General features: G+C 63.3%; 17 protein-coding genes and 1 tRNA gene. 9 read left to right on the top strand and 9 right to left on the bottom strand.

What is annotated here, in order from left to right:
* Window positions 1-8: 8 nt before the first annotated feature.
* The 4 genes from IYW40_RS18225 to IYW40_RS18210 all read right to left on the bottom strand — a co-directional run bounded on the left by IYW40_RS18225 (window position 9) and on the right by IYW40_RS18210 (window position 1,429).
* On the bottom strand, window positions 9-302 hold the full coding sequence (locus IYW40_RS18225) for a hypothetical protein (protein WP_014892642.1): 294 nt from the start codon (window positions 300-302) through the stop codon (window positions 9-11).
* 96 nt (window positions 303-398) lie between these two features.
* Entirely contained in the window at window positions 399-605 is a 207-nt protein-coding gene (locus tag IYW40_RS18220; RefSeq protein ID WP_246716804.1) for a hypothetical protein, read from the bottom strand.
* A 159-nt stretch (window positions 606-764) separates the two neighbouring features.
* Window positions 765-835: transfer RNA gene (locus tag IYW40_RS18215), tRNA-Cys, on the bottom strand.
* A 108-nt stretch (window positions 836-943) separates the two neighbouring features.
* Window positions 944-1,429: a cupin domain-containing protein gene (locus IYW40_RS18210; RefSeq protein ID WP_196401681.1), complete on the bottom strand. Its 486-nt coding sequence runs from the start codon at window positions 1,427-1,429 to the stop codon at window positions 944-946.
* Window positions 1,430-1,538: 109 nt separating this feature from the next.
* On the opposite strand from IYW40_RS18210, the gene topA reads away from it, so the two are divergent.
* Together topA and rnr are read left to right on the top strand one after the other, a co-directional pair.
* Window positions 1,539-4,454, top strand: coding sequence for a type I DNA topoisomerase (gene topA, locus IYW40_RS18205; protein ID WP_196401680.1), 2,916 nt, complete (start codon window positions 1,539-1,541; stop codon window positions 4,452-4,454).
* Window positions 4,455-4,596: 142 nt separating this feature from the next.
* A complete protein-coding gene (gene rnr, locus IYW40_RS18200; protein ID WP_196401679.1) occupies window positions 4,597-6,864 on the top strand; it encodes a ribonuclease R in 2,268 nt (755 codons plus the stop codon).
* Window positions 6,865-7,049: 185 nt separating this feature from the next.
* Here the strand turns inward: rnr and IYW40_RS18195 are convergent, their stop codons facing one another.
* Together IYW40_RS18195 and IYW40_RS18190 are read right to left on the bottom strand one after the other, a co-directional pair.
* Window positions 7,050-7,748, bottom strand: a complete 699-nt coding sequence (locus tag IYW40_RS18195) for a hypothetical protein (RefSeq protein ID WP_196401678.1) — start codon at window positions 7,746-7,748, stop codon at window positions 7,050-7,052.
* A 97-nt stretch (window positions 7,749-7,845) separates the two neighbouring features.
* A complete protein-coding gene (locus IYW40_RS18190) occupies window positions 7,846-8,832 on the bottom strand; it encodes a hypothetical protein (protein ID WP_196401677.1) in 987 nt (328 codons plus the stop codon).
* 371 nt (window positions 8,833-9,203) lie between these two features.
* Here IYW40_RS18190 and rpmG point away from each other — a divergent pair, with 371 nt between their 5' ends.
* The 5 genes from rpmG to IYW40_RS18165 all read left to right on the top strand — a co-directional run bounded on the left by rpmG (window position 9,204) and on the right by IYW40_RS18165 (window position 12,453).
* Window positions 9,204-9,371, top strand: a complete 168-nt coding sequence (gene rpmG, locus IYW40_RS18185; protein WP_014892635.1) for a 50S ribosomal protein L33 — start codon at window positions 9,204-9,206, stop codon at window positions 9,369-9,371.
* A gap of 457 nt (window positions 9,372-9,828) precedes the next feature.
* On the top strand, window positions 9,829-10,242 hold the full coding sequence (locus tag IYW40_RS18180; RefSeq protein ID WP_196401676.1) for a hypothetical protein: 414 nt from the start codon (window positions 9,829-9,831) through the stop codon (window positions 10,240-10,242).
* 4 nt (window positions 10,243-10,246) lie between these two features.
* The gene (locus IYW40_RS18175) at window positions 10,247-10,993 is read left to right on the top strand and encodes a 3-deoxy-manno-octulosonate cytidylyltransferase (protein WP_196401675.1); all 747 of its coding nucleotides are present in this window, start codon (window positions 10,247-10,249) and stop codon (window positions 10,991-10,993) included.
* Window positions 10,990-11,853, top strand: a complete 864-nt coding sequence (locus tag IYW40_RS18170) for a prephenate dehydratase (protein ID WP_196401674.1) — start codon at window positions 10,990-10,992, stop codon at window positions 11,851-11,853. Before IYW40_RS18175 ends, IYW40_RS18170 begins: the two co-directional genes overlap by 4 nt.
* Window positions 11,854-12,018: 165 nt before the next feature.
* Entirely contained in the window at window positions 12,019-12,453 is a 435-nt protein-coding gene (locus IYW40_RS18165) for an HIT family protein (protein WP_196401673.1), read from the top strand.
* A gap of 66 nt (window positions 12,454-12,519) precedes the next feature.
* Here the strand turns inward: IYW40_RS18165 and IYW40_RS18160 are convergent, their stop codons facing one another.
* Both IYW40_RS18160 and IYW40_RS18155 read right to left on the bottom strand, forming a co-directional pair.
* Window positions 12,520-14,112, bottom strand: coding sequence for a DEAD/DEAH box helicase (locus IYW40_RS18160; RefSeq protein WP_196401672.1), 1,593 nt, complete (start codon window positions 14,110-14,112; stop codon window positions 12,520-12,522).
* Between the two features lie 241 nt (window positions 14,113-14,353).
* Window positions 14,354-14,710: a hypothetical protein gene (locus tag IYW40_RS18155; protein ID WP_196401671.1), complete on the bottom strand. Its 357-nt coding sequence runs from the start codon at window positions 14,708-14,710 to the stop codon at window positions 14,354-14,356.
* A gap of 267 nt (window positions 14,711-14,977) precedes the next feature.
* On the opposite strand from IYW40_RS18155, the gene clpS reads away from it, so the two are divergent.
* Window positions 14,978-15,334, top strand: a complete 357-nt coding sequence (gene clpS / locus IYW40_RS18150; RefSeq protein WP_123175299.1) for an ATP-dependent Clp protease adapter ClpS — start codon at window positions 14,978-14,980, stop codon at window positions 15,332-15,334.
* A 9-nt stretch (window positions 15,335-15,343) separates the two neighbouring features.
* Window positions 15,344-17,782 (top strand): ATP-dependent Clp protease ATP-binding subunit ClpA, encoded by a 2,439-nt coding sequence (gene clpA, locus IYW40_RS18145; protein ID WP_196401670.1) that lies wholly within the window; start codon window positions 15,344-15,346, stop codon window positions 17,780-17,782.
* A 109-nt stretch (window positions 17,783-17,891) separates the two neighbouring features.
* On the opposite strand, the gene uvrA is transcribed toward clpA, so the two are convergent.
* On the bottom strand, window positions 17,892-20,894 hold the full coding sequence (gene uvrA / locus IYW40_RS18140; RefSeq protein ID WP_196401669.1) for an excinuclease ABC subunit UvrA: 3,003 nt from the start codon (window positions 20,892-20,894) through the stop codon (window positions 17,892-17,894).
* Window positions 20,895-21,129 lie beyond the last annotated feature (235 nt).

Raw genomic sequence — 21,129 nt, 5'->3', positions numbered from 1 at the left:
CGAGAAGGTTAAACGTCCTCCAACTGCGTTTCGTGCAGCAGCCTTGTCAGTTCGTCAGGGATATCGAGATAGCGAAAGCGGCGAAGCTCGAAACCAACCTCGACAACGCCCCAGGGCGGCGCATAGGTCCGCCAGGGCGAAACTTCCCCAAGAATGACGACGTGACCGCCATCGATGCCGCGGGCGATCCGCGCGACCGTGTAAATGGCGCCACGGGCCAAGCCCTCGCAACGACCATAGGGGCCCGCGGTCGCGTCTACGCAAACCACCTCGGCGCCAGGAGGCGTTTCAGGACTGATCATTTAGCGACCTCGTTCTGCGGCGCGATGAACGCGCGCTCCTAATTCAATTATGGAGCGCGCGTCGGCGGACGAAAGAGCCGACGCGCCGCATAGCGATCACCAGACTTTCAAAAAGCCTAAAAATCCTCTCTTCAGCTTCTTGCGGTCGAGCGCGCTGAGTTCGTCATAGACGCGGCGCGCCGAGGCCCGCAGTTCCAGGAGCCTGTCGTCCGAGACGTCGAAATCAAGAACGGCGGACTTCAACTCGCGGCGCGCCTGGTCCAGCCGCGCCTGCGCATCCGCAATCAACGCATTCAGCATCATTACCCTCTTCGATGGTGACGTCGCCCCGAACTATAACGCAACTGCGGAGAAAACGAATCCGAATGCGGCGCCTGTGGGCCGCGCGGTCCGCTCCATCTGCGCTATCGTTAAGCGCGCGCCTTCAAATTGACGGCGCCCATTTCTCGCGTGAGAAAGGCGAGGCCTCGGAGGGAATCGAACCCCCGTACAAGGATTTGCAGTCCTCTGCGTAGCCACTCCGCCACGAGGCCTTAGCACGGCGTGCGCCGCGTGGGCTCGCTCATACAGGAGGCCGTCATGGCGAGCAAGCCAAGTCGCGCGAGCCAAGTCGCGCGAGCCAGCTCGCGCGAACACGCGCGTCAATAGGGACGGCCGTCCTTATGCGTCATGATCCAGTGGCCGTCCGGGCCGAGCGCCGCGGCGAGGTCGTCGTCGGGATAGCTCGCCGCGTCGCCAGCCGAGCGGTCGCCAATTTCCAGATAAACGACGTCGCGATCGGTCCGATTGACAAGGCAGTGGGCTGCGCCCTGCGCGGGGAAGCCCGCGCACATGCCGGCGCGCAGGAGGATCTCTTCATCGTCGCGCAGCAGCGTCGGCTCTCCCTCCAGGATAAAGACGAATTCGTCCTGCCGGCTGTGGCGATGCTTCAGCGCCGACTGCGCGCCGGGGGCGAGCGTCGTGAGATTGACGCCGAAATTGGTCAGCCCAAAAAAGTCGCCAAGCGACCGTTTCTCGCGCCCACGAACCCGCGCCGCGAACGGGTCCGGGTAGCTCGAGCGCTTGGCCCGAGGGGCGACATCCGCCGCCTCGACTGCGGCCGACATGGGCCTATTTGGCTTTTCCATGGCGCAGCTTTCCTTCAGGCCCCTGGACGAGCCAATTTGACAGGGGGCGCCCATTTTGACCATCTTCCGCCGCTCGCCAAGCCGGCGCGCCTCCTGGAATAATCACGAAATGAATGTCGTAATCGTCGAATCAGCGGCCAAAGCGCAGACGATCAACAAATATTTAGGCAAGAATTTCAATGTGTTGGCCTGCTACGGCCATGTTCGCGACCTTCCCGCCAAGGACGGATCGGTCGACCCCGACCAGGATTTTCTCATGGTCTGGGAAATGGACGCCAAGGGCGCAAAGCGCGTCGCCGCCATCGCCGAGGCGGTGAAGGGCGCCGACAAAGTTATCCTCGCGACCGACCCCGACCGTGAGGGAGAGGCCATCTCCTGGCACTTGCTCGACATTTTGAACAAGAAGCGCGTGCTCAAGGATAAGAAGATCGAGCGCGTCGTCTTCAATGCGGTCACCAAGTCCGCGATCCAGGAGGCGATGGCGCATCCGCGCGAGATCGATCAGGCGTTGGTCGACGCCTATCTCGCGCGCCGCGCGCTCGACTATCTCGTGGGCTTCACCCTGTCGCCGGTGCTGTGGCGCAAACTCCCCGGCGCCCGTTCGGCCGGCCGCGTGCAGTCCGTCGCGCTTCGCCTCGTCTGCGACCGCGAGCTCGAAATCGAGAAATTCGTCGCACGCGAATATTGGTCGCTCGTCGCCCATCTGAAGACCAAGGCGGGCGAACCCTTCACGGCGCGACTGGTCGGCGCCGACGGCAAGAAGATTTCGCGGCTCGACATCGGCGCGGGCCAGGAGGCCGAGGACTTCAAGAAGGCGCTGGAGACCGCCGCCTTTGTCGTGCGCTCGGTCGAAGCGAAACCCGTCAAGCGCCACCCTTACGCGCCCTTCACGACCTCCACCTTGCAGCAGGAGGCCTCGCGAAAGCTCGGCCTCGCGCCGGCGATCACCATGCGCATCGCCCAGCGGCTCTATGAAGGCGTCGACATCGGCGGCGAGACGGCGGGTCTCATTACTTATATGCGAACCGACGGCGTCGACATGGCGCCCGAAGCGGTCGCCAGCGTACGCGGCGTGATTGGAAAGACCTATGGCGACCGTTTCGTTCCCAAGGTTCCGCGCAAATACACGACGAAGGCCAAGAACGCGCAGGAAGCTCACGAGGCGATCCGCCCGACCGACCCCACGCGACTGCCCAAGGAAGTGGCCAAATATCTCGAACCCGAACAGGCCAAGCTCTATGAGCTGATCTGGACGCGCACCATCGCCAGCCAGATGGAGTCGGCCGAGATGGAGCGAACCACCGTCGACATCGACGCGAAAGCCGGAGACCGCGCGTTGGAGCTGCGCGCGACGGGTCAGGTCATTCGCTTCCCAGGCTTTCTTGAACTCTATCAGGAAGGCCGCGACGACGGCGAGGACGAGGACGGCGGTCGCCTGCCGGCGATGGCGCAGGGCGAGCCGTGCACGCGCGAAAAAATCGACGCCACCCAACATTTCACCGAGCCGCCGCCGCGCTTCACGGAAGCGACGCTCGTCAAGCGCATGGAGGAGCTCGGCATCGGGCGCCCCTCGACCTACGCCTCGACGCTCGCCGTGCTGCGCGACCGCGACTATGTGCGGATCGACAAGAAGCGCTTGGTGCCCGAGGACAAGGGACGCCTCGTCGTCGCCTTCCTCGAAAGCTTCTTCTCGCGCTACGTCGAATTCGACTTCACCGCCGACCTCGAAGAAAAGCTCGATCTCGTCTCCAATAATGAGATCGACTGGAAACAGGTGCTGCGGGACTTCTGGAAAGATTTCTCGGCCGCCGTCGACGGCACCAAGGATTTGCGCGTCAGCGAGGTGCTCGACAGCCTCAACGAGCTGCTGGGTCCCCACGTCTTCCCGCCGAAGGAGGACGGAAGTGATCCTCGGCTCTGCCCCGCCTGCAATAGCGGTCAGCTCTCGCTGAAAGTCGGCAAATTCGGCGCCTTCGTCGGCTGCTCCAACTATCCCGAATGCCGCTACACGCGCACGCTATCGCCGCCGACGGGCGACGCCGCCGACGCGGCGAGGCCGGGCGTGAAGGTCCTAGGCGTCAATCCCGAAACCGGCGCGGAAGTCACGCTGCGGGATGGCCGCTTCGGCGCCTATGTGCAGGAAGGCGAGCAGGAAGAAGGCGGCGAAAAGCCCAAACGCGCTTCGCTCCCCAAGAGCATCAGGCCTGACGATCTGACGCTGATGCAGGCCATCGCCCTGCTCGCGCTGCCGCGCGAAGTCGCCAAACATCCGACGAGCGGCGAACCGATCGTCGCCGGCATCGGGCGCTTCGGGCCCTATGTCCAGCATGGCAAGACCTACGCCAATATCGGCCGCGACGACGACGTGCTGAGCATCGGAGCCAACCGCGCGATCGATCTCATCGTGCAAAAGGAATCGGGCGGCTCCCGCTTCTCGCGCGGGTCCTCGGAGCCGGCGCGCGTGCTGGGCGATCACCCTCAGGGCGGATCGGTGACCGTCAAGGCCGGCCGTTTCGGTCCTTATGTGAACTGGGGCAAGGTCAACGCCACGATCCCGCGCGCCGTCGATCAGGCGTCGCTGACGCTCGAACAGGCGCTCGAGCTTCTCGCCGAGAAGGCTGCCGGCGGCGGCGCGACGGGCGGCGGGGGACGCTTGCTGGGCGAGCATCCCGAGGGCGGCAAGGTCACGGTGCGCCCGGGCCGCTTCGGCCCTTACGTAAATTGGGGCAAGATCAACGCGACGCTGTCCAAGGGCGCTTCGGCCGAGGACGTGACTCTGGAAGAGGCCCTGCAATTGATCGAAGCCAAGGGCGGCGCGCCGAAGAAATCGGCGAAAAAAGCGCCGGCCAAGAAGGCGCCCGCCAAAAAGACGCCGACCAACGCCAAGAAGAAAATCGAAGACAGCGATGAAACGCCTTTTGACGAATCCCAGCCCGTAAAGGTCGCCGGGACGGTCGCAAAGAAACCTGCGGCCAAGAAGGCGCCCGCAAAAAAGCTGGCGACGAAAAAAGCTGCGGCGAAGTAGAGGAACGCCTTCTCGAATTTCGTCGATCTTGAAGCAGCGTTTCAACTTTGTCGCCAGCGTCCTATATGTGTGATGCCGAGTCCGGTTGAAGTGCAGCCCGCCGCGTCGAACGGCGATTTTCTTGCCTCTTTTGAGCGAGCCCTTGGCGAAAGACGACACAGCAAAACACACGCCCTCCCGCGAAGACATCCTCGCCTTCATCACCCGCGAAACCGAGGCGGGCGGCCCGCGCAAGATCGGCGTGCGCGAAATCGCCCGCGCCTTCGGCGTCACTGGCGATGACCGGATCGCCATCAAGCGCCTGCTCGCCGAGATGGCGGACGAAGGCATCCTGGAAAAGCGCGGCAAGCGCGTGAACCGCAAGGGGACGCTGCCGCCGGTTGCGCTCGTCGACATCATCGCGCGCGACCGCGACGGCGAGATGATCGCCGCGCCCGTCGAATGGGACGAGGACGAGCTGGGGCCGGCGCCGCGCATCCGCATCCACGCGCCACGCCGCGCCCGGCCGGGCGAGCCCCTGCCCGGCGTCGGCGATCGCGCGCTGGTTCGCGCCGAACCCGACCGCGACGCCGGACCGGACGAGCCGCCCTATGTCGGACGCGTCGTCAAACTCCTGTCGCGCCAGCGGCAACGTGTGCTCGGCGTGCTGCATATCGAAGCGAACGGCGCCGGCCGCATTCAGCCGATCGATAAGAAGCAGGCGGGACGCGAACTCGCCGTCGCCGCAGCCGACATCGGCGCAGGCAAGCACGGCGACCTCGTCTCGATTGATCTCATCGGCAAGACGCGCTTTGGCGCGCCGCGCGCCCGCGTGCGCGAAACGCTCGGCTCGGTGACGGGCGAAAAGGCGGTGAGCCTCATCGCGCTGCGCGCGCATGACATTCCGGATGTGTTTCGCGCCGAGGCGACGGCGGAGGCCGAGCGCGCGCAGCACGCGTCTCTGCACGGCCGCGAAGACTGGCGCGATCTGCCGCTCGTCACCATCGATCCGCCGGACGCCAAGGACCACGACGACGCGGTTCACGCCGCGCCCGACGGCGCGCCGGACAATGACGGCGGCTTCGTCCTTACGGTCGCGATCGCCGACGTCGCGCATTATGTGACGCCGCGCTCGGCGCTCGACCGCGACGCCTTGGAGCGCGGCAATTCGGTCTATTTCCCGGATCGCGTCGTGCCGATGCTGCCCGAGCGCATCTCCAACGACCTGTGCTCATTGCGGCCCAATGAAGATCGGCCGGCGCTCGCCGTGCGCATGCGCGTCACCAGCAAGGGCAGGAAGATCGACCATAGTTTTCATCGCGTGATGATGCGCTCGCACGCCAAGCTCGCCTATGCGCAGGCGCAGGACGCGATCGAGGGGCGCACGGATGAAACGACGAAGCCGCTGCTCGGCCCGGTGCTGCGGACGCTTTACGCCGCGCATGAAGCGCTGCAGCACGCCCGCAATCTGCGCGCGCCGCTCGATCTCGATCTGCCCGAGCGCAAGATCCTTTTGAAGAAAGACGGCTCCTTCGACCGCGTCATCATTCCGCCGCGGCTCGAAGCGCATCGGCTCATCGAAGAATTCATGATTCTGGCCAATGTCGCGGCGGCCGAAACCTTGGAGCAGCATCGCCAGCAGCTGATCTATCGCGCCCATGACGAACCTTCGCGCGAGAAGGTCTCGGCGCTCTCGGAATTCCTGGCGACGATCGGCGTCAAGCTCGCCAAGGGCCAGGCGCTGCGCCCCGCGCATTTCAATGTGATCCTGGGTCGCGTGAAGGGCTTGGAGCATGAGAACATCGTCAACGAGATCATTCTGCGCACGCAGGCGCAGGCCGAATATACGCATGAAAACTACGGGCACTTCGGCCTCAATCTGCGCCGCTACGCGCATTTCACCTCGCCCATTCGCCGCTACGCCGATCTGATCGTGCATCGCGCGCTGATTCGTGCGTTGAAATTCGGCGAAGGCGCCTTGCCGGAAATGCCGGTTGGCGAACTCGCGGAGATCGCCGCCCGCATCTCGGCCGCCGAGCGGCGCGCCATGGCGGCGGAGCGCGAGACCGTCGATCGGCTCATCGCGCATCATCTCGCCGACCAGATCGGCGCGCGTTTTCAGGCGCGCATTTCCGGCGTCACGAGATCCGGTCTGTTCGTGCGCCTCGCCGAGACAGGGGCCGATGGATTCGTGCCGGCGGCGACGCTGGGCCGCGAATATTACGCCTATGACGAAGCCGCGCATGCGCTCACCTCGCGCTCCGGCGTCAGCTACCGGCTGGCGGATATTATAGAAGTGAAGCTGATCGAGGCGGCGCCGATCGCCGGCGCCTTGCGCTTCGAAGTCGTGAGCGGCGGCGAACGCCGCGCGCCGCCGCCGCCGCGGGCGAAAAAGGAACGTGAGCGAAAGCCCGCGCGCCGCAAACGATAGTTTGGTCGGGGTCTGGCTGATCCGTTCGCTTGGGCCGCTGTCATTCCCGACAGGCCGAAGGCCTTATCGGGAATCCAGAGCCGATTCCAAGAACGCTGGTTTGCTCTGGATTCCCGATCGCGCGCTTTGCGCGCGTCGGGAATGACTGGCGAGCCGTTCAAACGGATGTTGTTGATGATCTAGCCCTACGATTGACCAGTCACAACACTCTCGATTTCTCGCCAAACGCCGTTGCGCTTCTCAAGAATTACCGCCTCGATAAAAGATTCGGGGGGTAACGGCGTCACCTTACCGTCTCGCGATCGGATGAATTGCCGTTCTTGAACGAATTTGACGAACGCAGCCTTGCGAAATCTGGTGTCGAACACCGGAAAAGAATATTCTGAACGTCTATAGTAATCAGACAGAGGAGAAGCTTCAATCTCACGTTTGTCTAGCAATTTCGTTTTGCTCTCGAATGCTTCAAACAACACGTGATATTCCTCTTTGTCCTGATCCTCAGTACAGAAAGCTTCAGGCTGCTTACCTTCCGGATCGAATATTTTCTTGACTTCATAAAAACCTGAAGGATTTTCAGCGACCAATCCCGCCAGCGCCTTGATTCCGAAATATTTCCGCGATAAATCCTCGGGAATACTCGTCCACCTCCAGGTCGCCGCATAGAAGCAGCGCGGCACTGAATCGCGAGCCACTTTGGGGTGCATGACCCCATAGGCGCGAAAGAGCGCGATAGCCTCTTTCACGACCCGCTCCTCCGCCTTCTCCGCCAGAGCGACGCCTGAAAGCAATATGGCGGCGAGCGCGAAAGCGGTCGCTATGCGATGTTTGAAACTCAATTTGGCCTCCATCGAAAAAGTTGAGTTCACGCCTTCGAGAAAACGCATAGCTCCGCCGCAGGGCTATTGTGTCCGAAGTTACGCGGAGCGCGCCGCGCCCTCCAATGATTCTACGCGAGCGAAAAGCCGATAGGCTCAGCGCGCTTCACGCGCCCCTCGCGCAGATGAAGACCTGGCGGCGCCGGCCCCAGCACTCGCCTGTTCGATAGACCTTGCCGAGGCTGCGGCCGCCGAGGCTCGCCGTCCACGTCCGTCCATGATCTTGCGTCAGAACAACGGCGTCGTCTCCGGCGTTGAGCGTCAGCGTTGAGCGCGTGGGCTGGCGGAGCATGCAGCTGCGCTCGAAGAGAACCCGTCCATCGACCTTGACGAAGCATTTGGCGCGGCGACCCTCGTTCGCGGGCTCGTCCTCGCGCTGGCTTTCGCGCGCCGCAGTCCGCGCCGCTGGCGCCTCGTCGCCCGGCTCCGCCGTCGCGGCCGTATCAACGGGCGGTGCGTCGTCGAAGGCGGTTTTCGGCAGCGCCGCATCGAGCGGCGGAACCGTCGCCGCGCCGAGCGCCGGCGCGGCGGCGGGAACGTCGGTTTTTTGGGGCGGCGGCAGCGGCTCGGGCAAGGGCTCCGCAGCGGCCTGAGCCTGCAGAAGCCGTTCCTTCAGCTCCTTGGAGTCGAGCGTCGACGGCGTCGGAGGCGCAATTGAGTCCGGCGGGGCGCTAACGGTAAGCGCCGAGGATGGCGCGACGTCGGCGGCCTGCGCGGCCTCGGTCACGGGCGCCGGCGGCTCGATCCGCACAGGCGTCGTCGGCGTTTCGACCTGACGCACCGTCGCGCCATCGGCGCGCGGCGCGCCTCTCGAGGCGAAAGTCGCGACGACGCCGACGCCTCCGAGCAGGATGGCCCCGGCGACGACATAAAACCAGATCGGCGCTCTGAATGACGCGGCGCCCTGGACCGCGCGCCACTCGCCAGCGACGTCGCTCGAAAAATCCTTGATCCAGGCCATCGCGCGCGTGTTGCGGAAGGGCTTTTCCAAGCTTTCGAGCTCTCTTAAGAGGCGCCGCTTCTCTTGGAGTATCCGCCGTTCAAAATTCTCCAACTCCGCGACTTTGCGCCGCTTTTCGAGTGTTACGCTCATACTACTCACTCCAAGCGCATTCGCGTGAAGACGAAGGAAGCACTTCTTCACGTCGATACATGCAGGCGCTGCGCTTCGACGACGCGCGCGAGCACCAGCTACTTACGAGATATTTCCTCCCGCCCGAGTATTGCCGCGCAATTCGCCGGAGTCGTTCCAGCCACACGCCGCTTCTCTTGTGGATTAACCAACAAAATTATGGCTGTTCTTTGCCGCATCCTCTTGACGAGGCTCGAATCGCTCTTGGCTCAGGACTGGCCCGGCGCGCCTTCTTGACATCGTTCGCGCCGCACGTATGTTGCCGGCCAATTCGCTCCCGGCGCGTTCAGCGACCGGGACGATTTCATTTCTCTGATAGACTGGGATGAGCAATGGCCAAGTCCGCCATGATCAAGATCAAGCTCCTGTCCACGGCGGATACGGGCTATTTCTACGTGACCAAGAAGAACGCGCGCACCAAAACGGAAAAGCTCGTCTTCAAGAAATACGATCCCGTCGTGCGCAAGCACGTGGAATTCAAGGAAACCAAGATCAAGTAAGCGCGCGCAGATACAGCGCGCGCCTCGTCGAGGCGTTCGTCACAATCGCTGGTCTAGCCAGAAGGAGCGTCGCCGCAGTGACGCTCCGATATTTTTTGGCTGGAGAAGAAACCGCCTTGGGGAAGGCGGCCGACTGACGATGGCTTCAAGGAGGCCACTCCAACCACCGCCAGTCGGCCAACCCCACGGACCCAGGAGATGCGGCGGACCTGAGCACTCCGCAGGGTATTCAAAGTTGTGCCGAATACGCATCAAACGCTTACGCACGCCATGGGTCTTCTTACAGGCCCTTCGACGCCGCCAGACGCGCAACTCATTTGGCGCAGTCACGTTACTCCGGCTGCACAAAAATGCAACTATCTGATATGAATTTTCACAGACGCTGAGTTGTGAAGCGTTTGTGCGATATCGAAACAAATAACATCGCGCTGCGATGAACGCGGCGCCGGAGGAGTAGATGGCTTCTGGATTCCGCTTTGTTCTCGGCCTTGTGGCCGGCGTCTCGATCGCCCTGACGCTTTCCGCTTGCGGCGAACATATGCCCGGCGACGCCACGGGCGCGAAGGTCTTACGCAATCTTCTGGAGAAGAATGGCGTGGACGCCAAGCTCGTGTCCTTCAAGAAGGTGCAGGGCCGCGAAGTGAAGCGCGAGAACGTCGACGCTTACGAATTGATGTATGAGGCTGAAATTCTGTTTCCCGAGGGGTTCGAAGCCAAATGCGCTGATGAGCGCGAGCGCGGAACCTGCGCCTTTCTCGGCCTCGACAACGATCGGACATTCACCAAGGCCGAAGTGCACACGAGCGAAGGCACACTGCATTTCGTGAAGAGCGAAAAGGGCTGGATGGCCGAGGATAGCAACGCCTATTAGCGCCGTGCAGGCGCTCGCGCCGATCGTCATTATTCCGGCGCGTCTACGCTCGACGCGTCTGCCCGGCAAGGCGCTCGCCGAAATCGACGGTCGGCCCATGATCGTCCATGTCTGGGAGCGCGCATGCGCCGCAGCGCTCGGACCTGTCGTGGTCGCGACCGACTCTCCCGAGATCGCGCGCGCGATCGAGTCGGTCGGCGGACACGCGGCGCTTACGCGCGGCTCTCACGCTTGTGGCAGCGATCGCATCGGCGAAGCCTTGCGGGCGCTCGACCCACATGGCCGCCATGGCGCCGCCGTCAATCTGCAGGGCGACCAGCCCTTCCTTCCCGATGGGGCGCTCGAAGCAGCGCTCGCGCTTCTCGACGATCCAGCCGTCGACATCGGCACCCTCGCCTGCCCGGCGCGCGCCGAAGACGCTGGCGATCCCAACGCCGTCAAGCTCGTCGGAGCCTCGCTCGCGCCTGAACGGGTTCGCGCGCTTTACTTTACGAGAGCGCCCGCCCCCCATGGCGATGGGCCGCGATTGAAGCACATCGGCGTCTACGCCTTTCGCCGCGCCGCTCTGGAACGATTCGTCGCGCTTCCGCCCTCTCCGCTCGAATTGCGTGAGCGCCTCGAGCAGTTGCGCGCGCTCGAGGCCGGCATGCGCATCGACGCCGCTGTGCTGGACAAAGGCGCCCCATCGGTGGATACGGAACGCGATTTGACCGCGCTGCGCGCCACGGCGCGCGAACAGGACGCAAAGTGACGCAATATATCGCCTACCAGGGAGAGTCCGGCGCGAACTCCGACCTCGTCTGCCGTCAGGCCTATCCGCAACTGACGCCGCTCCCTTGCGCAAGCTTCGAGGACGCCTTCGCGTCGGTGACCGAGGGGCGCGCCGCGCTCGGCATGATCCCGATCGAAAATTCCATCGCCGGACGCGTCGCGGATATTCATCATTTCCTGCCGCATTCGGGTCTGCATATCGTCGGCGAACACTTCCTGCCGATCCATTTTCACTTGATGGCGCCCAGGGGCGCGACGCGGCAGGGGCTCAGAAGCGTCTACAGCCATGTCCATGCGCTGGGTCAGTGCCGCCGCGCCATCCGCCAATTCGGCCTCGCGGCGCACACCGCCGGAGACACTGCCGGCGCCGCGCGCGAAGTCGCCGAATGGGGCGATCCGACCAAGGCCGCGATCGCGCCGCGACTCGCCGCCGACATCTACGATCTCGACGTGCTGGCGGAGAACATCGAGGACGAGGCGCATAACACGACGCGTTTCATCGTGCTGTCGAAGACCAAGCATTGGGCGGCGCCGAGCGCGGGGTCGACCATCACCACCTTCATCTTTCGCGTGCGCAACGTGCCGGCCGCGCTCTACAAGGCGCTTGGCGGCTTCGCCACGAATGGCGTCAATATGACCAAGCTCGAAAGCTACATGGTTGACGGCGAATTCGCCGCGACGCGCTTTCTCGCCGACGCCGACGGACATCCCGAGCAGCCGGCGATGGCGCGCGCGCTCGAAGAACTGCAGTTCTTCTCCAAGGAAGTGGAGATTCTCGGCGTTTATCCCGCGAGCGATTTTCGCCTCACCAATATCCGCGCCTTCGCCTTTGGGGATTGACAGGCCTCAAGAGCAATTGCTTTCCTTGCCGGCCTTCTTCAGCGGGAACGGACTGTCGCCTCAAGCGACGCTTCGTTCGCGCCATGAGCGACGTCCTTCGAGACGCAAGCGCCCGTCAGAACGGCCAAAATGGTTTTAGGAGCAAGCGCTCGAAGGGAACAGCCCATGGCCGTCGCCTATGATCCCAACAATATTTTCGGCAAGATTCTGCGCGGAGAAATCCCTGCGCATAAGGTCTTTGAGGACGACGTCTCGCTCGCGTTCATGGACATCATGCCGCGCGCCGAGGGCCATGTTCTGGTGATTCCCAAGGAAGGCGCGCGCGGCCTCCTCGACGTCTCGTCGGAAACGCTCGGCCAATTGATGAAGCGCGTGCAGCACGTCGCCAAGGCGATCGAAAAGGCGTTTGCCGCCGACGGCCTGACGCTGCATCAATTCAACGAAAGCGCCGGCGGACAGGTGATCTATCACCTGCACTTCCACCTGTTGCCGCGTTGGGACGGCGTCGCCCTGCGCCCTCCGGGGACCATGGCGGACGACGCTAAGCTCGCTGAACAGGCGGAGAAAATTCGCGGCGCAATGGCGCCGTTCGAAGGATGAGGTTGCTGCGGGGCCGGCTTGCCTGATCGGGCAAGCCTTTGACCAGGCGAGCCTTGCTGGAAAAAACTATTCTTCGCCGACCTTCGCCGGCCTCAGCGCCACCGGGCGCAGCAGGAAGGACGGCACGTGGTCGCCCAGTCCTATGACGGGCGGCCCATCGTCTTCATGATGGCGCTGGCCGCGTTCACGGCGCTCTGCGGCCGGCGGCGCGGCCGGCGCCCCATAGGCCGGAGGCCGCACGCCTTCTCCATCGGCCTTGACGCGGCCGCCCCGCTGACGGCCCATGCTCACGGGCCCCTCGCGTTCGGCGGCGGCTGGCCGGCGGTTGACGGGCGCTTCGCGATCGGTGGCGGCTGGCCGGCGGCGGCTGACGGGCGCGTCGCGCTCGGCGGCGGCGTCTGGCCGGCGGTTGACGGATGCTTCACGGTCGGCGGGGGCGGCTGGCCGGCGGCCGCGCTCCCGGCGCGGCCCGCGTTCGGCGCGCTCGCCGCGGCGCTCTTGCGGGCGGCTCGTCTCCATCGGCGGCGGCAAGGCGTTGAAGCCCGGCCCCTCCCAATCGATCGCCTTGCCGATGAGGCTCTGGATCTGGTCGATATATTTCATGTCGTCTTCGGTGACGAGCGTGATCGCCACGCCCGACCGGCCGGCGCGGCCGGTGCGGCCGATCCGGTGCACGTAATCTTCGCTGTGCGTCGGGACGTCGAAGTTGAGCACATGGCTCACGTCCGGAATATCGAGGCCGCGGGCCGCCACATCCGAACACACGATCAGCGACACATCGCCAGTCTTGAACGCGTCGAGCGAGGCCATGCGCGCCAGCTGATCCATGTCGCCGTGCAGGGCGCCGGCGGAAAAGCCGTGCTTGACGAGCGAGCGATGAAGGGTCGCCACGTCGCGCTTGCGGTTGCAGAAGATGATCGCGTTCTTGAAGTTATCGGCGTCGCGAATGAGGTTGCGCAACGTCTCACGCTTGTCGGCGTGGCCCCGCGAAGCGACGAGAACCTGCCGGATCGTGGTCGCCGTCGTCGCGGCGCGCGAGACTTCGCACCGGATCGGATTATGCAGAAAGGCTTCAGTCAGCCGCGTGATTTCGGGCGGCATGGTCGCGGAGAAGAAGAGCGTCTGCCGCGTGAACGGCACCAGCTTGCAGACGCGCTCGATGTCGGGAATGAAACCCATGTCGAGCATACGGTCCGCCTCGTCGATGACGAGAACTTCGATGCCGGTGAGCAGCAGCTTGCCGCGATCGAAGAAGTCAAGCAGGCGGCCCGGCGTTGCGATCAGCACGTCGGCCCCGCGCATGATTTTGGTTTCCTGCTCGCCGAAGGCGACGCCGCCGATCAGCAGCGCGACATTGAGACGATGGTTCTTGCCGTATTTTGCGAAGCTTGCTTCGACCTGCGCGGCAAGTTCGCGCGTCGGCTCCAGAATGAGCGTTCGCGGCATTCTGGCGCGGGCGCGGCCGCTTTCGAGACGGCTCAGCATCGGCAGGGTGAAAGCGGCGGTCTTGCCGGTGCCCGTTTGGGCGATGCCGAGAATATCGCGCCCCTGCAAGGCGGGTGGAATGGCCTGCGCCTGAATTGGCGTGGGGGTCGTATAGCCGGACGTTTGGACGGCTGCGAGAACCTTTTGGGAAAGGCCCAGTTCTTCGAATGTCATTAATTATCCTGAATTACGGCCCGCATGTGCGGAAATTCCGCTTGCGCGCTAGCCGTAAAGAAGCGCGCGTGGATGTTGAGAGAAGTCGCCGTCGTCGCCGCAACGGCTATCTGGCCCGCCGACGGTCCGCCGCAAAGAAGCGCGGGCGATAGCCACGGGAATGCTTTAAGGGCAATTGCCAGATTGTCAATAAATATATGCGCACGTCGGGCCGCGCACACGGGGGTTGGTCGCAAAAAAACTAATGATCGGCGATTTCGCCAGCTTCGCCGCAAGGCGTCAACGCCTTCCGCTCTTTGCGCTTGTCTGGGATCGTGCCTGTCGGCAAACGGTCGACGTCGGCCTCGCGTTGTTCTGTCGGCGCCGGCGCCTCGTGTTGCGGCGCCGCCTTGGCAAGGCCGCGCAGATCGGCTTCTGCGCCCCTCGAAAAGCGCGCCGGCGCTCGCGTTTGGGGAGGCTCAAACATATTTGAGAGCAGCTTGGCGCCGAGCACGCTGCACAAACAAGCGGCGATCGACAGCGCCGCGAGACTCCAGACGCCCGCCGGAAGGCCGGCGCGGGGGTGGCTTAAACGGCGATGCTCGAGGGGTCGACGCACTTGAATGCCTGAAGGTTAGCGGTGTGACGCTAATCTAGCGGAGGTGAATTTTTTATTGATGCGGCTTTCGACAAAACTCGCCGACGGCGCGTCGCGCGACCCCTTGCCAAGCCGCTGGGAAAGCTCAAAACTAGCGATGTTCTTGATTTCCCTCACCGTGGAAATGGCCCAGATTCTGCGAGGCGACCCTAAAAGAACCACTGAGCCGACCTACATGAAAAGGATCGAAAGGGTGAAGACGTGGCGGCGGAGGATTTAACGCTAGCGATGGCGGCTAGTGCGCCGCGAGCGGCCAAGGAGCCGCGCAAGGGAGGCGACGTCGGTCCTGGGGCCGGAACAGCGCTCGTCACGCGAACGCGTCCTCAGACGCGCAAGCCCAATATGTATCGGGTGCTTTTGTTGAATGACGACTACACGACGCAGGAGTTCGTGGTGATCGTGCTGCGGAAATATTTCAACAAGTCCGTCGAGGAAGCCACGCGCATCATGCTCCACGTCCACAATCACGGCGTCGGCGAATGCGGCGTCTACACCTACGAGGTCGCTGAGACCAAAGTCACCCAGGTCATGGATTTTGCAAGGAAGCATCAGCATCCTCTGCAGTGCATCATGGAAAAGAAATAGGACGAGCGCATGCCGACCTTCTCGCGCAATCTCAAGCAGACCCTCGACCGTGCGCTCGCCTCCGCCCGCGAGCGGCGCCATGAATATGCGACGCTCGAGCACCTCCTGCTGAGCCTCGTCGAGGACGTCGACGCGTCGGCGGTGCTCCGCGCCTGTTCGGTGGATCTCGACGTCCTGACCAAGAATTTGCGCGACTACATCGATCGCGAGCTCGACAACCTCGTCAACGAAGACGCGGATGAATGCAAGCCGACCGCCGGGTTCCAGCGGGTCGTGCAGCGGGCGATTATCAGCGTCCAGTCATCTGGCCGCGAAGACGTCAGCGGCGCCAATGTACTTGTCGCGCTGTTCGCCGAGCGCGAAAGCCACGCCGTCTATTTCCTGCAGGAGCAGGACATGACGCGCTATGACGCCGTCAATTTCATCAGCCATGGCATCGCCAAGCGTCCGGGGCTTTCGGACGCCAGCCGGAGTCCGCGCGGCGTCGAGGAAGACGGCGAGCGCAGCGAAGGCCGCGAGGGCCGCGACGGCGAGAGCCGCAAGAAGGAAGGCGCGCTCGAGGCCTATTGCGTCAATCTCAACAGGAAGGCGCGCGACGGCCGCATCGACCCGCTGATCGGCCGCGAGCCGGAAGTGCTGCGCACGATCCAGGTTCTGTGCCGCCGGCAAAAGAATAATCCCTTGCTCGTCGGCGATCCCGGCGTCGGCAAGACGGCGATCGCCGAAGGCCTCGCGCGTAAGATCGTCTCCAACGAGGTCCCGGAAGTTCTCGCCGGGGCGACGGTGTTCGCGCTCGACATGGGCGCGTTGCTCGCCGGCACGCGCTATCGCGGCGACTTCGAAGAGCGCCTGAAGCAGGTCGTGAAGGAAATCGAGAATCACAAGAACGCGATTCTCTTCATCGACGAGATCCATACGGTGATTGGCGCGGGCGCCACCTCTGGCGGCGCGATGGACGCCTCCAACCTCCTGAAGCCTGCGCTGGCGCAGGGGGTGCTGCGCTGCATCGGCTCGACGACCTACAAGGAATACCGGCAGTATTTCGAGAAGGACCGCGCGCTCGTTCGCCGTTTCCAGAAGATCGACGTCAATGAACCCTCGATCCCCGATGCGATCGAAATCGTGAAGGGGCTCAAGCCCTATTTCGAGGAGTTCCATAAGATTCGCTACACCAACGACGCGCTGAAGGCGGCGGTGGAGCTCTCGGCGCGTTACATTCATGACCGCAAGCTGCCGGACAAGGCGATCGACGTGATCGACGAAACCGGCGCGGCGCAGATGCTGGTCGCGGAAAACAAGCGCAAAAAGACCATCGGACTGAAGGAGATCGAAACGACGATCGCCACCATGGCGCGCGTGCCGCCGAAGACCGTCTCCAAGGACGACGCCGAAGTTCTCGCGCATCTCGATGAGACGCTGCGGCGCGTCGTCTACGGGCAGGATAAGGCGATCTCGGCGCTGACGTCGGCGATCAAGCTCGCGCGGGCGGGTCTGCGCGATCAGGAGAAGCCGATCGGCTGTTATCTCTTCTCCGGGCCGACCGGCGTCGGCAAGACGGAAGCCGCGCGCCAGCTCTCGACATCGCTCGGCATCGAGCTCGTGCGCTTTGACATGTCGGAATATATGGAGCGCCACACGGTGAGCCGGCTGATCGGCGCGCCTCCCGGCTATGTCGGATTCGATCAGGGCGGACTGCTGACCGACGCCATCGACCAGCATCCGCATTGCGTGCTGCTGCTCGACGAAATCGAGAAGGCGCATCCCGATCTCTACAACATCCTGCTGCAGGTGATGGACCACGGGAAGCTGACCGATCACAATGGCAAGACGATCGACTTCCGCAACGTCATCCTCATCATGACGACGAATGCGGGCGCGCAGGATCTTGCCCGCACGCCGATCGGCTTCACGCGCACGCGCCGCGATCTCGACGACAGCGAAGCGATCAATCGGCTCTTCGCGCCGGAGTTCCGCAATCGTCTCGACGCCATCGTGCCTTTCGGTCATCTGCCGGTCGACGTCATCAAGCGCGTCGTCGACAAATTCATCATGCAGCTCGAAGCGCAGCTTGCCGACCGCAATGTCACGATCGAACTCACCGACGAAGCGCGCAGCTGGCTCGTCGAGCACGGCTATGACGAATCGATGGGCGCGCGGCCGATGTCGCGGGTCATTCACCAGCACATCAAGACGCCGCTCGCCGACGAGGTGCTGTTCGGCCGCCTCAAGAATGGCGGCGCTGTGCGCGTCGTCGTCGTCGGCGACGACACCGGAGCGAAGTCGCTGGGCTTCGTCTTCCCGGAGGGTCCGGTGTTGCCGCGGCCTGAGCGCGACATCTTCGAGGCCGGCAAGAAGCGCGCCGCGGAGGAAGCCGCGGAGGGAGATGACGCGGCGATTCGCGCTGCGGATGCGGAACGCGACGAACGTCCGGCGCCGCTGAAGAACTAAACGCCCAACGCAGCGCGCCCCGCACAACAAACATGGGCCGCATCGCATGCGCTGCGAGGCGGCTCCTACTTTTGAGGCGAAGGCGTGGCCGCGGCGGCCGTGAGGGACTTTAAAGCGTCCGCGCTTTCTTGGGTTTCGCCGGCGCCGGCGCCGCCACGGATGGTTTGCGCGCCATCGCTTCGGCGAGATAGCGCCCCGTGTGGCTGCGCGTCTCCTTGATGATCTGTGATGGCGGTCCGGTCGCGACGATCTCGCCGCCGCCGTCGCCGCCCTCCGGGCCCATGTCGATGATCCAATCCGCCGTCTTGATGACTTCGAGATTGTGCTCGATCACGACCACCGTATTGCCCTGCTCGACGAGTTCATGCAGCACTTCGAGCAGCTTGGCGACGTCATGGAAATGCAGACCGGTCGTCGGCTCGTCGAGAATATAGAGCGTGCGGCCGGTCGAGCGGCGCGACAGCTCCTTGGAGAGCTTGACGCGCTGGGCCTCGCCGCCGGACAGCGTCGTCGCCTGCTGGCCGACATGGATATAATCGAGGCCGACGCGCTTTAAGGTTTCCATCTTGTCGCGGATCGACGGCACCGCCTTGAACAGATTCGCCGCCTCCTCGACCGTCATGTCCAGCACGTCGGCGATGGACTTTTCGCGATATTTCACTTCAAGCGTCTCGCGATCGTAACGCTTGCCCTTGCACACGTCACAAGTGACGTACACGTCCGGAAGAAAGTGCATCTCGATCTTGATGACGCCGTCGCCCTGGCAGGCTTCGCAGCGCCCGCCCTTGACGTTGAAGGAGAAGCGTCCCGGCGCATAGCCGCGCGCCTTCGCCTCCGGAAGACCCGCGAACCATTCGCGAATAGGCGTGAAGGCGCCGGTATAGGTCGCCGGATTGGAGCGCGGCGTGCGGCCGATCGGCGACTGGTCGATGTCGATGATCTTATCGATCTGCTCGAGTCCTTCGAGGCGATCGAAGGGCGCCGGGTGCTCATGCGCGCCGGAGAGTCGCCGCGCGACCGCCTTGTAGAGCGTTTCGATGACGAGCGTCGACTTGCCGCCGCCCGAGACGCCAGTAACGCAAGTGAAAAGGCCAAGCGGCACTTCCGCCGTGACCTCCTTGAGATTATTGCCGCGCGCGCCGAAGAGCTTGAGCCAACGCCCGGCCGTCGGCTTGCGCAGCTTGTGACGAAGGATCACCTGCTTCTCGCCGGTCAGATATTGCCCGGTGAGCGAAGCGGGATCGTTCATGATCTCCTGCGGCGTCCCTTGCGCGACGATTTTACCGCCGTGAATGCCGGCGCCGGGTCCGACATCGACGACATAGTCCGCGGCGAGAATCGCGTCCTCGTCGTGCTCGACGACGATGACGCTGTTGCCGAGATTGCGCAGCCGCCGCAGCGTGTCGAGCAGACGATCATTGTCGCGCTGATGCAGCCCGATCGACGGTTCGTCCAGCACATAGAGAACGCCGGTCAGCCCCGAGCCGATCTGCGACGCCAGGCGGATCCGCTGGCTTTCGCCGCCCGACAGCGAGCCTGAATTGCGCGACAGCGTCAGATAGTCGAGGCCGACATCGACGAGAAAATTTAGCCGGTCGCGAATTTCCTTCAGGATGCGGAAAGCGATTTCATTGCGCTTCTTGTCGAGCGCGTCGGGCAGCGCGCGAAACCAGTCGAGCGCGGCGCGCACGGAAAGCTCCGAGACTTCGCCGATATGTTTGCGCGCGACTTTGACGGCGAGCGCTTCGGGCTTCAAGCGAAAGCCTTCGCACGCGAGGCATGGCGTCGCCGACATATAGCGGCCGATCTCGTCGCGCGCCCATTCGCTGTCCGTCTCCAAATAGCGGCGTTCGAGATTGATGACGACGCCTTCGAACGGCTTCTTCACGTCATAGGCGCGAAAGCCGTCGTCATAGGAAAAGCGGATCTCCTCCTCGCCCGAACCGTAAAGAATGACGTTTCGCGCCTTGTCGGAAAGCGTCTCCCACGGGACGTCGAGCCGAAACTTGTAATGCTTGCCGAGCGCTTCGAGCGTCTGCTGATAATAGGGCGAGGTCGATTTCGCCCAGGGCGCGATCGCGCCTTTGCGCAGCGTCAGCTTTGGATTGGGCGCGACGAGGTCGGCGTCGACCTTCTGCTCATGGCCGATGCCGCCGCAAACCGGACAGGCGCCGAAGGGATTGTTGAAGGAAAACAGCCGCGGCTCGATCTCGGGGATGGTGAAGCCCGACACCGGACAGGCGAATTTCGACGAAAACAAAATGTGATGCGGGGCGTAATGCGTCGAGACGTTCGCCGCCGGCTGCACGGGCGCGATTAGGACGTTCTGGCCTTTCGGGACATCGGCGAATTCGACGACGGCGAGGCCGCCCGACAAGTCGAGCGCGGTCTCAAAACTGTCGGCCAGTCTCGCGCTCATGTCGGGACGCACGACGATGCGATCGACCACGACATCGATGTCGTGCTTCAATTTCTTGTCGAGCGCCGGCACGTCGGCGATCTCATGATAGGCGCCGTCGATCTTGAGGCGCTGGAAGCCCTTTTTCGTATATTCGGCGATCTCCTTTCGGTATTCGCCTTTGCGACCGCGCACGACCGGCGCGAGCAGATAGAGCCGCGAGCCTTCAGGAAGCGCCAGCACGCGATCGACCATCTGCGAGACGGTCTGGCTCTCGATCGGCAGCCCTGTCGCTGGCGAGTAGGGCACGCCGACGCGGGCCCAGAGCAGACGCATATAGTCGTGAATCTCGGTGACTGTGCCGACGGTCGAGCGCGGGTTTTTGGATGTCGTCTTCTGTTCGATGGAGATCGCCGGCGAAAGCCCATCGATCTGATCGACGTCGGGCTTCTGCATGATCTCCAGAAATTGCCGCGCATAGGCTGACAGCGACTCGACATAGCGGCGCTGGCCTTCGGCATAGATGGTGTCGAAGGCGAGCGACGACTTGCCCGAACCGGACAGGCCGGTGAACACCACGAGCTTATCGCGCGGAATCGTCAGATCGACGTTCTTGAGATTATGTTCGCGCGCGCCGCGGATGGAGATGGATTTAGAGTCGCTAGGCTTAATTGATGCGCCCGCTCGCGCGTCCTTTTGCTTGATGATCGCCATTCACAAAGGCCGGAAGGAGAGTGGAAGCGTCATTTAGGCGCTGAGCAAGGCAAATGCCACGCGCCGATGGATAAATCCATCTGAAGCCTATCCGATGCTTGATCAGCTCCTTTGCATGTCAGCCTTGATATCGCGCCCGCATAGCGATATCATTGATATCAGACGCGGAGGCTGGCGTGCCTGACATTCTGTTGAGAGACGTTCCCCCGGAAATGAAGCGGCAGATCGAGGATCT

Source organism: Methylocystis sp. H4A (assembly GCF_015709545.1).
Lineage (GTDB): Bacteria > Pseudomonadota > Alphaproteobacteria > Rhizobiales > Beijerinckiaceae > Methylocystis > Methylocystis silviterrae.
The sequence above is the reverse complement of the archived record's forward strand: the minus strand, read 5'-3'. Positions and strand labels throughout refer to the sequence as shown.